The organism is Nocardioides montaniterrae (assembly GCF_054782655.1).
Genome location: NZ_BAAGSB010000013.1, coordinates 58233 through 69121, shown reverse-complemented (window position 1 = coordinate 69121; position 10889 = coordinate 58233). Strand labels below are relative to the sequence as shown.

Genomic DNA, 10889 nt, shown 5'->3' with positions numbered 1-10889 from the left:
CGCCCACGCAAACGCCTTGACTACGCTGCACCCTCAGAGCTGATCAACGGACTGTTGTTGCGATGACCCTGCGAGCCCGCCCAGGGAAACCTGCACTTCCCATGGGTTGCAACGCCAGGGAAGTGCAGGTTCCGCTGCATCCCTTGGGGAACCTGCAGCAGGCAGCGCCGGCTCAAATGACGAAAGCCGCCCCGAGGGGCGGCTTTCGACGTGCTCGACTCAGATCAGAGCGAAGCGGACTTCTTCGAGATGGCCGACTTGCGGTTCGCAGCCTGGTTCTTGTGGATGACGCCCTTGGAGACGGCCTTGTCGAGGAGGCGGTTGGCGGCGGCGCCAGCGGCGATCGCGGCCTCCTTGTTGCCGGCCTCGGCGGCCTCGCGGAACTTGCGGACCGCGGTCTTCAGGCCCGTCTTGACGGCCTTGTTGCGCTCGCGCGCCTTCTCGTTCTGCTTGTTGCGCTTGATCTGCGACTTGATGTTCGCCATGTGAGAACCCTTCGGTGAATGCCTTGATGCGGTGAGACGCGCTCTCCCGGCCACTCTGGGGATGAGAGGGGAGGGGCCTCGAACACGCAGCCCCAAACTTTATCAGCGGCCCGGGTCAGGGCCGAATTCGGAGCCGAGTTCAGACCGCGAAGTCCCAGTCCCGGCGCTCGCCGAGCCAATCACGGAGCACGTCGCGCTGCCAACGCTGGGCACGCCGGAGGCTGGGGGAGGTCGGCGGGACGGGCAGGGTCGAGCTGTTCTCGAGGTACCCGAGGATCAGGGCCAGGACCACGTCGATCGACTCCGCGGGCACCGAGGACAGCAGCGGGTGGGCCGCGATGTGGGCCTCCACGTCGAGGCCGTCGCCCCGCGGGCCGATCAGCAGCCACAGCGAGTCCAGCCATGCGGCGCCGACGACCGGGAAGTTCCAGTCGCACAGCGAGACCTCCCCGTCGCGGGTGATCAGCAGGTTGTCGTCGCGTACGTCGGTGTGCACGAGCGTGTCGCCGTCCACGACCTCCCCGAAGCGGGAGGCCAGGGCCCGGCACTCGGCGGTGTGGGGCCGGTCGACGGAGTCCCACATGTCCACCCACGAGGCCAGGTCGTCGACCGCGCGGTCCAGGCCGATGCCCGGCGCAGGCGTCAGGAGGACGGAGGTCGCGACGAGCATGTCGGAGACGGCTGCCAGGTCCTCCGCGGTCCACGGCCGCGACGGCGCCCGGCCGTCGACGTACGCCGTCTCCAGGACCACCCAGTCCTCGACCTCGGTGGTCCACAGCAGCCGGGGTGCCGCGACCTCGGGCGGCAGGGAGCGCAGGCGCCGCGCCTCGATGCGATAGGCCTCGGCGAACGCGCGCTGCGCCTTGACGGAGGCAGCCTTCACGAAGTGGCGGGTGCCGTCCTCGCCGAGCAGGACCGACGCGAACCCCGGGGTGAATCCGCTGTCCTGGGAGATCGAGTGGACGACCGTCGTACCGATGCGGCGCTCGACCTCGTCGCGCACGCGTGGCGGAAGATGGACCCAGTCGAGTCGCTTGGCGGTCCGCCCGTGGGGGATCGGCGAGGGAAGCACGCCCGCCATCCAACCAGCCCCGTGATCCGGCCCTGCCGCCGCTGGTTTCCTCCCGCCCCGCGGTCACTGCGAGAATGGCGTCATCATGCCCGTCGTACCTGTCTCCGCCGTCCCCAAGCCGGGCGCCACCGATCCGTCGGTCATCCGAAACTTCTGCATCATCGCGCACATCGACCACGGCAAGTCGACGCTCGCCGACCGGATGCTGCAGCTGACCGGAGTGCTCTCCGACCGCGACGCCAAGGCGCAGTACCTCGACCGGATGGACATCGAGCGCGAGCGCGGCATCACCATCAAGTCCCAGGCGGTCCGGATGCCCTGGGGCGTCGCCGCGGACAACGCCAACGGCGCCGAGCCGGGTGCCTACGTCCTCAACATGATCGACACGCCCGGCCACGTCGACTTCACCTACGAGGTCTCCCGCAGCCTGCAGGCGTGCGAGGCCGCGATCCTGCTGGTCGACGCCGCCCAGGGCATCGAGGCGCAGACCCTCGCGAACCTGTACCTCGCGATGGGCGCGGACCTCCACATCATCCCGGTCCTGAACAAGATCGACCTGCCCAGCGCCGACCCCGAGAAGTACGCCGCCGAGCTGGCCAACCTCGTCGGCTGCGAGCCGTCCGACGTGCTGCGGGTCAGCGCCAAGAACGGCATCGGCGTCGAGGAGCTCCTCGACGAGATCGTCAAGCAGGTCCCGGCCCCCGTCGGCGACCCGGACGCTCCCGCACGGGCGCTGATCTTCGACTCCGTCTACGACACCTACCGCGGCGTGGTCACCTACGTCCGGGTCTTCGACGGCAAGCTCACCCACCGCGACCGCATCAAGATGATGTCGACCAACGCGACCCACGAGATGCTCGAGCTCGGCGTGATCAGCCCCGAGCCGACCAAGGCCGACGACCTGGGCGTGGGCGAGACGGGCTACCTCATCACCGGTGTGAAGGACGTTCGCCAGTCGCGCGTCGGCGACACCGTGACCTACCTGCACAAGCCAGCCGAGGAGGCGCTCGGCGGCTACGAGCACCCCAACCCGATGGTGTACGCCGGCCTGTACCCGATCGACGGCGACGACTACCCGGTCCTGCGTGACGCCCTGGAGAAGCTCCAGCTCAACGACGCGGCGCTGACCTTCGAGCCCGAGACCTCCGGCGCGCTCGGCTTCGGCTTCCGCATCGGCTTCCTCGGCCTGCTGCACATGGAGATCACCCGCGAGCGGCTCGAGCGCGAGTTCAACCTCGACCTGATCTCGACCGCGCCCAACGTGGTCTACGAGGTCCTCATGGAGGACGGCACCGAGATCACGGTGACCAACCCCAGCGAGTACCCCGACGGCAAGATCAACGAGGTCCGCGAGCCGATCGTGAACGCCACGATCCTGGCGCCGTCGGACTACATCGGCACGATCATGGAGCTGTGCCAGCTCAAGCGCGGCAACCTGCAGGGGATGGACTACCTCTCCGAGGACCGCGTCGAGATGCGCTACACCCTGCCGATGGGCGAGATCGCCTTCGACTTCTTCGACCAGCTCAAGTCCAAGACCAAGGGCTACGCCTCGCTCAACTACGAGCGCTCCGGTGAGCAGGCCTCCGACCTGGTCAAGGTCGACATCCTGCTCCAGGGCGAGCCGGTCGACGCCTTCTCGGCGATCATCCACCGCGACTCGGCGTACGGCTATGGCGTGATGATGGCCGGCAAGCTCAAGGACCTCATCCCGCGCCAGCAGTTCGAGGTCCCGATCCAGGCCGCCATCGGCGCCCGGGTCATCGCCCGCGAGAACATCCGCGCGATCCGCAAGGACGTCCTGGCCAAGTGCTACGGCGGCGACATCAGCCGCAAGCGCAAGCTGCTGGAGAAGCAGAAGGAGGGCAAGAAGCGGATGAAGATGGTCGGCCGCGTCGAGGTCCCCCAGGAGGCCTTCGTGGCCGCGCTCTCCACCACCCAGCCGTCCGGGGACAAGCCCAAGAAGTGAGTGTCGAGCCGGCATGACAGCGCGCGATCGTGACGAGGAGGGCCGACCCCGGCAGGCCCGCCCGCGCGACGCGCTGGGACGCCCTCTCCCGTACGGCGAGACGGGGGTCGAGCCGGTCTCCGAGGAGCCGCTGCCGCCGCTCGAGACCGTCGCCGAGGCGCGCCGCCTGCTGGCGGAGGGGCGCCCCTTCTCGGCGCACGAGGTGCTCGAGGCCCGCTGGAAGGACTGCCCAGAGCCCGAGCGGCCGATGTGGCAGGGGCTCGCGCAGCTCTGCGTGGGCCTGACCCACGCCGCGCGCGGCAAGCCCGTCGGCGCACGGCGGTTGGTCGAGCGAGGTGCCGGCAACATCGAGGCCTATGCGGCGACCGGCGGTCCTGCCTACGGCGTGGACCTGGCCGCCGTCGTCGCCTGCGCGCGCGGGCGGGTCGAGGGCTGAGTGGACCGCCTGCCCGGCGTGCTGCGCGACCTGATCGCCGAGTGGGACCTGACGCCCGACGGCGAGGCCATGCGGGGCCGGACCGCGCAGGTGCTGCCGGTCCGCACCGCCGACGGTGACGCGGCCGCGCTCAAGGTCGTCCGGCCGCACCCGGAGGCCGAGCACGAGGCGCTGGCGCTGCAGCACTGGCACGGCCGGGGCGCCGTACGACTCCTGCGGGCGGACCCGCACCGCTGGGCGCTGCTGCTCGAGCGCCTGACCGGCCAGGATCTCGTCGACTCGTGGGACCTGCAAGCCTGCGAGGTCGTCGCTGGGCTCTACGGGCACCTGCACGTGCCGGCGCCGCCGCAGCTGCGCACCCTCTCGTCGTACGCCGAGGGGTGGGCCGCCGACCTCGCGGCCGCCGACCGCTCGCTGCCGATCCCGCACCGGATGGTCGAGCAGGCGCGTGCCTTGGCACGCGAGCTCGCCGCCGACCCGGCGACCGACGGCACGCTCGTCCACACCGACCTGCACTACGAGAACGTCCTGCTCGACGGCGCAGGGGAGTGGCGAGCCATCGATCCGAAGCCGCTCTCCGGCGACCCGCACTTCGAGCTCACGCCGATGCTGGTCAACCGCTACAGCGAGTACGCCGGCCGTCTCCGCGACGGTGTGCGCGACCGGTTCTTCGCACTCGTCGACCACGCCGAGCTCGACGAGGACCGGGCCCGGGCCTGGGTCGTCGTGCGGACCGTCGTCAACGTCAAGGGCGAGGTCCTCGAGAACCCGACCGCTGACCGCGGCTGGGTCACCGCGAACATCGCGGTCGCCAAGGCCGTCCAGGACTAGGTCCGCCCTCCTCACTCACAGGTGAGTGAGTCCGGTCCCCGGCCAACTGCTGCGAGTTGCGGCGAACGGGTCCGCACGTCGCCCCGCGCCTGCACAATCGCCACGTGACCGACCCCTACGCCGCGTACCCGCCTCCCGCCACCCCGCCGGTGTGGAGCCCGAGCGACCAGGCCAGGGGGTCCTCCGCGGTCCTCGGCTGGATGGTCGCCGCCGGCCTCGGCGTGCTCGCCGCGCTCAGCGCCGCGACGGTCGGCCTCGAGGTGTGGGGCAAGCGCATCGCGGACGAGATCGGCACGGACCGCGCGGCGGCCCTGAGCGACGCCCGGAGCTTCGACGACCTCAACCGGACGTTCTCCCTCGTCGGGCTCGTCTGCCTGCTCGCGACGGGCATCTTCTGGTGCGTGTGGCAGGTCCGGGTGGCCCGCGTGACGCCGCCCGACCGGATCCGTCGTACGCCGGGCTGGCACGCCGGCTCGTGGTTCATCCCCATCGGCAACCTGTGGATGTCCATCCAGAACATGCTCGACCTGTGGAGGTTCTGGTGCCCGACGCGCAGCACGTCCTTGCTCGGCTGGTGGTGGGGCATGTGGATCGTGTCGAACGTCAGCGGCCGGGTCTTCGCGGGCCAGCACGACCCGACCGATGCCGACTCGTTCAGGCACTACCTGGATGTCGGGATCTTCTCGGACACCGCCGACGTCGTCGCGGCGGTGCTCGCGATCGTCGTCGTGGTGCGGCTGTCGCGGGCGGTCGGCGCGAAGAGGTAGCGCCAGCGCCGCGACCTGACACAGGGCAATCGGCCGCCCTCACTCACAAGTGAGTGAGCCGGCGGCGCGCTAGCGTCGTACGCGATGGTCTCCCGAGCCCGGCAACGCGCCTACTTCGCCCTCATGGGCACCTGTGTGCTGCTCATCGTGCTCGCGTGGTTCGTGGTGCGGCTCTTCTCGACGCCCGCCGCGGTCGGGATGAGCATCGTGGCCGCGGTGATCCCGCCGGTCGCCGCGATCACCGCCAACTGGCGCGAGGACCGCGACTAGCGAACTGCTGCCCCGGTCGGTCGGCGCGAAGAAGTAGCGCAGCACTGCAACCCGACGGGCATCCGGGGCGTCAACACAGACGACACCCCGAACCCGGAGGAACGCCATGCTGCGTCGTACCGCTCGTCTCCTGCCCGCCCTGCTCGCCGTCGCGGCCGCGACGTACGCCGTCCCCGGCGGTCCGGCCGGCGCAGCGACCGCGACCACCTCGACCACCTCCACGACCACCACGCTGACGGCGACCAAGAAGGTCGTCGTCCGCCCGGTGGGCGCCACCGGCCGGGCGAGGGTGGGCTGGCCGGTCCACCGCGAGGGCGACGGCTCGCTCAGCTGCGACGACCAGTCGCCCTACTCCGTCTCGGACCACGTCGACATCTGCTACCCGACCGCGGCGTACGCCCCGTCCTGCTGGCGGTCGTTCGACCACACGGTCCTGTGCCTGCGCGACGTCGAGGTCAAGCAGCTCGTCCGGTTCCGGTACGCCGGCACCTTCGCCGGCGACCCCGCACTGCTGCGTGCGAAGCGGTCGCCGCAGGGACTCCGGCTCGCCGACGGCGAGCGCTGCACGGTGCGGGTCGGCGGTGCGTGGGGCTACTACCCGAGCCACCCGACCTGGGTCGGCTTCTACTCCTGCGACGGTGGCTCGATCTACGGCCCCGACTCCGGGGACGGGATCAGCCGCACCAACCCGGTGTGGACGGTCCACGTGATCCGCAACGACGGCTCGGTCGTGGTCCGCAAGGTCACCCGCGCGACGTACGTCGGGACCGCGTCCTGATCGGTGCGGCTGCGGGGGAGCCTCGTGGTTGAGTGGTGCCCATGCCTCGTCTCCTGTCCACCAACGTCGGCCGTCCGGTCGACGTCGACTGGGCCGGGTCCGTCGGCCGCAGCTCCATCGACAAGCGGCCTGTCGAGGGCCCGGTCGAGGTGGGGCCGTCCGGGCTGGCCGGCGACTCGGTGTCGGACACCAAGCACCACGGTGGTCGCGACCAGGCGGTCTACGCGTACGCCGTGGAGGACCTGGCGTTCTGGGAGGGCGAGCTCGGCCGCGCCATCCCGCCCGGCCAGTTCGGCGAGAACCTCACGACCGAGGGCATCGACCTCCAGGCCTGCGTGATCGGGACGCGTCTCCGGATCGGCACGACGCTGCTCGAGGTCTGCTCGACGCGCACGCCGTGCAACACCTTCAAGGGCTGGCAGCGTGTCAGCGGGTACGACGACACCGCGTGGGTCAAGCGCTTCACCCAGGCGCTGCGCCCCGGCGCCTACCTCCGCGTCCTCGAGCCCGGAAGCCTCACGACGGGCGACGAGATCGAGGTCGTCAGCACCCCGGGCCACGGCATCACCGTCGTCGATCTGTTCGTCGCGATGAACCTGGATCGCTCCCGGCTGCCCTCCCTGCAGGTGATCGAGGACCTCGCTGCCGAGCCGACCCGGAAGCTCGCGGCCCACCTCGGATTCGTACCGGCCGGTACGCCGGGCTCCTGAGTGCTCTAGTTTTAGGCCCATGGCCGTCAACACCGACACCAGCTTCATCGACCGGATGCCACAGAACTGCGCAGTGCAGTTCCTCGAGCGGGTGGAGATGAACCCCGAGAACGAGGCGTTCCGGTTCCCCGTCGACGGCGTGTGGGAGTCCCGCACCTGGCGCCAGGCGGGTGACGACGTCCGCAAGCTCGCTGCCGGCCTGCTCTCGCTGGGCCTCGACGCCGAGCAGCGCGTCGGCATCGCCGCCGGCACGAGCTACGAGTGGATCCTCGCCGACCTGGCCGTGATGTGTGCCGGTGGCGCCACCACGACCGTCTACCCCTCCACGGGTGGGCCGGACACGGCGTACATCCTCAGCGACAGCGAGTGCCGCTACGTCTTCGCCGAGGACGAGTCCCAGCTCGCCAAGCTGCGCGAGCACCGCGCCGAGCTGCCCCAGCTGGACAAGGTCGTCGTCTTCGACGCCGCTGCCGCCGACGGCGACTGGGTGATCAGCCTCGAGCAGCTCACCGGCCTCGGTACGGCGTACCTGGAGAAGAACCCGACCGCCATCGACGACCTCGCGAAGTCGATCCCGGCCGACCAGCTCTCCACCCTGATCTACACCTCCGGCACGACCGGCAAGCCCAAGGGCGTGCGCACGCTGCACAAGGCCTGGGTCTTCGAGGGCGAGGCCATCAAGGCCCAGGGCCTGCTGACCACCACCGACCTCGAGTTCCGCTGGCTGCCGATGGCCCACGCGTTCGGCAAGGTGCTCTCCTCGACCCAGATGGCGTGCGGCTTCTCCTGCGCCATCGACGGCCGCGTCGACAAGATCGTCGACAACCTGGGCGTCGTGAAGCCGACCTTCATGGGCGCCGCGCCGCGCATCTTCGAGAAGGCCTACGCCCGCATCATCACGATGCAGGAGGCGGAGGGTGGCCTGAAGGAGAAGATCTTCAAGCGCGCCTTCGCCGTCGGTCTCAAGTACGACGCCGCCGCCCGCGCCGGCAAGGTCAACCCGCTGCTCAAGGCGGAGCACGACCTCTTCGACAAGCTGGTCTTCAGCAAGGTCCGCGACCGCTTCGGTGGCCGGGTCCGCTTCTTCATCTCCGGCTCGGCGGCGCTCAACGCCGACATCGCCTCGTGGTTCCACGCCGCCGGCATCGTCATCCTCGAGGGCTACGGCATGACCGAGAACGCCGCCGGCGCCACGGTCAACCACCCCGACGAGCTCAAGATGGGCACCGTCGGCCAGCCGTTCCCCGGCACCGAGGTCCGCATCGGCGAGAACGGTGAGGTCCAGCTGCACGGCCCGCACATCATGGCCGGCTACCACAACCTTCCCGAGGCGACGGCCGAGGCGTTCACCGCCGACGGCTGGCTGCGCACGGGCGACAAGGGCGAGCTGGACGCCGACGGCTTCCTCAAGATCACCGGCCGCATCAAGGAGCTCTTCAAGACCTCCGGCGGCAAGTACATCGCGCCGCCGGCGATCGAGGCCAAGTTCAAGACGATCTGCCCGTACGTCAGCCAGTTCATGGTCTTCGGCGCCGAGCGCAACTTCGTCTCCGCGCTCGTCACCCTCGACCCCGACGCCATCGCCGACTGGGCGAAGGAGCACGGGCTCGCGGGCACGTCGTACACCGACCTGGTCAACAGCGCGAAGGTCCGCGAGATGGTCGGCGACTACGTCGACGAGCTCAACCTGACCCTGAACCGCTGGGAGACCATCAAGAAGTGGGAGCTGCTCGACCACGACCTGACCATCGAGTCGGGCGAGCTGACGCCGTCGCTCAAGGTCAAGCGCGCGGTCGTCGAGGCGAACAACAAGCAGCTGATCGACAGCTTCTACGGCGGCTGAACCGTCGCAGGGCTGCTCTTGGGGGGATGAGCAGATGAGTGACCGACCGAAGGGTGCTTTCGGGTTCTTCAGACGTTGGCAGGTGCGCGCGGCGATCGCCGTCGTCCTGCTCGGCGCGGCGGTGCTGCTGGCCGTCGCGTCGGCGATCGAGTGGGTCCACTACAAGGACCTCAGCTCGACCGCGACGGGACAGGTGGTCGAGCGCGGTCTGCCGACCGTCCACGGGTGCGGTGTCGAGGTGCGCTTCGAGGTCGGCGACACGGCGTACACCGCCACCAACAACCCGGCCTGCATCGGCCAGGTCGGCGACTCCGTCGAGCTGCGGTACGACGGCGACGACCCGACCCGCTCGATCGTCGGCGCCTATGGCCAGGTCGCCTCGGTGATGGTGCTGGGCGGCATCGCCTCCATGGTGCTGCTGATCGGTGGACTCGTGGTCGGTGCCCTCGCGCGGAACGGGCACCCGGCGATCAGGCCCTGAGTCGTCGCGCGGACCCGGGTGGGAGACTTCCCGGGTGCCTTCCGCGCTGCCCGACGGTGACCCCGCCCCCGCCGACGGATCGCTCCCCGTCGCGTCGCTGGACGCTCTCGGGCAGCGACCGTTCGCGTTCTACGTGCACGTCCCGTTCTGCACGGTCCGCTGCGGCTACTGCGACTTCAACACCTACACCGCCGAGGAGCTCGGCGGGGGAGTCTCGCGCTCGACGTACGCCGAGCAGGCGGTCGCCGAGGTCCGGCTGGCCCGGCGCGTGCTCGGTGATCGCGACCTGCCGGTGTCGACGGTCTTCCTCGGCGGAGGTACGCCGACCCTGCTGTCCCCGACGGCCCTGGGCGCGATCCTCGGGGCGATCCGGTCGGAGTTCGGCCTGGCGGCCGACGCCGAGGTGACGACCGAGGCGAACCCCGACTCGGTCTCGCTCGGCTACCTCTCGGGGCTGCGGTCGGCCGGGTTCGACCGGATCTCCTTCGGCATGCAATCGGCGGTGCCGGCGGTCCTGTCGGTGCTGGACCGCACCCACGACCCCGAAGGAGTTCCGCTCGCCGTCGCTGCCGCGCGCGAGGCCGGCTTCGACGAGGTGTCGCTGGACCTGATCTACGGCACGCCGGGGGAGTCGCTCGACGACTGGCGGACCTCGGTCGACGCCGCGCTGGCGTGCGAGCCCGACCACGTGTCGGCGTACTCCCTGATCGTGGAGGACGGCACCGCCCTCGCCCGGCGGGTCAAGCGCGGCGAGCTGCCGATGCCCGACGAGGACGACCTCGCCGACAAGTACCTGCTGGCCGACGAGCGCTTCACCGCGGCCGGCCTGGGCTGGTACGAGGTCTCCAACTGGTCGCGGCCCGGCTCGGAGTGCCGGCACAACCTGTCCTACTGGCGCAGCGACGACTGGTGGGGCGTCGGCCCCGGCGCCCACTCGCACGTCGCCGGCACGCGCTGGTGGAACGTCAAGCACCCCACGGCGTACGCCGGTCGCCTCGGCGACGGCCTCAGCCCCGCCCATGCCCGCGAGCTGCTCGACGACGAGACCCGCCGCGTCGAGCGGGTGCTGCTCGAGGTCCGCCTGCGCGAGGGGTTGAGCGTCGACGTGCTCGACGACGCCGGCCGTACGGCGATCCCGCAGCTGGTGGCCGACGGCCTGCTGCTCGACGGCACGGCGGACCGGCTCGTGCTCACCACCCGCGGACGGCTGCTCGCCGACGCGGTGGTGCGCGACCTGCTCTGACCGC

General features: G+C 70.4%; 12 protein-coding genes. 10 read left to right on the top strand and 2 right to left on the bottom strand.

Annotated elements, in window-relative coordinates; translation table 11 throughout:
• Window positions 1-224 precede the first annotated feature (224 nt).
• Window positions 225-485 (bottom strand): 30S ribosomal protein S20, encoded by a 261-nt coding sequence (rpsT, locus tag ACYVJ3_RS15215; protein ID WP_460853908.1) that lies wholly within the window; start codon window positions 483-485, stop codon window positions 225-227.
• 139 nt (window positions 486-624) lie between these two features.
• Window positions 625-1557, bottom strand: a complete 933-nt coding sequence (locus ACYVJ3_RS15210) for a phosphotransferase (protein WP_460853907.1) — start codon at window positions 1555-1557, stop codon at window positions 625-627.
• An 85-nt stretch (window positions 1558-1642) separates the two neighbouring features.
• On the opposite strand from ACYVJ3_RS15210, the gene lepA reads away from it, so the two are divergent.
• The 10 genes from lepA to hemW all read left to right on the top strand — a co-directional run bounded on the left by lepA (window position 1643) and on the right by hemW (window position 10885).
• On the top strand, window positions 1643-3526 hold the full coding sequence (gene lepA, locus ACYVJ3_RS15205) for a translation elongation factor 4 (protein WP_460853906.1): 1884 nt from the start codon (window positions 1643-1645) through the stop codon (window positions 3524-3526).
• 13 nt (window positions 3527-3539) lie between these two features.
• Window positions 3540-3962 (top strand): DUF309 domain-containing protein, encoded by a 423-nt coding sequence (locus ACYVJ3_RS15200; RefSeq protein WP_460853905.1) that lies wholly within the window; start codon window positions 3540-3542, stop codon window positions 3960-3962.
• Window positions 3963-4793: an aminoglycoside phosphotransferase family protein gene (locus tag ACYVJ3_RS15195; RefSeq protein WP_460853904.1), complete on the top strand. Its 831-nt coding sequence runs from the start codon at window positions 3963-3965 to the stop codon at window positions 4791-4793.
• Between the two features lie 104 nt (window positions 4794-4897).
• Window positions 4898-5560 (top strand): DUF4328 domain-containing protein, encoded by a 663-nt coding sequence (locus tag ACYVJ3_RS15190; RefSeq protein ID WP_460853903.1) that lies wholly within the window; start codon window positions 4898-4900, stop codon window positions 5558-5560.
• Window positions 5561-5644: 84 nt separating this feature from the next.
• On the top strand, window positions 5645-5830 hold the full coding sequence (locus tag ACYVJ3_RS15185) for a DUF3099 domain-containing protein (protein ID WP_460853902.1): 186 nt from the start codon (window positions 5645-5647) through the stop codon (window positions 5828-5830).
• Between the two features lie 106 nt (window positions 5831-5936).
• Window positions 5937-6608, top strand: a complete 672-nt coding sequence (locus ACYVJ3_RS15180; RefSeq protein ID WP_460853901.1) for a hypothetical protein — start codon at window positions 5937-5939, stop codon at window positions 6606-6608.
• Between the two features lie 41 nt (window positions 6609-6649).
• A complete protein-coding gene (locus ACYVJ3_RS15175) occupies window positions 6650-7318 on the top strand; it encodes an MOSC domain-containing protein (protein ID WP_460853900.1) in 669 nt (222 codons plus the stop codon).
• 19 nt (window positions 7319-7337) lie between these two features.
• Window positions 7338-9161 (top strand): AMP-dependent synthetase/ligase, encoded by a 1824-nt coding sequence (locus ACYVJ3_RS15170; RefSeq protein WP_460853899.1) that lies wholly within the window; start codon window positions 7338-7340, stop codon window positions 9159-9161.
• A 34-nt stretch (window positions 9162-9195) separates the two neighbouring features.
• Window positions 9196-9642, top strand: a complete 447-nt coding sequence (locus ACYVJ3_RS15165; RefSeq protein ID WP_460853898.1) for a DUF3592 domain-containing protein — start codon at window positions 9196-9198, stop codon at window positions 9640-9642.
• 34 nt (window positions 9643-9676) lie between these two features.
• Complete coding sequence (hemW, locus tag ACYVJ3_RS15160) at window positions 9677-10885, top strand: radical SAM family heme chaperone HemW (protein WP_460853897.1); 1209 nt, start codon at window positions 9677-9679, stop codon at window positions 10883-10885.
• Window positions 10886-10889: the final 4 nt, after the last annotated feature.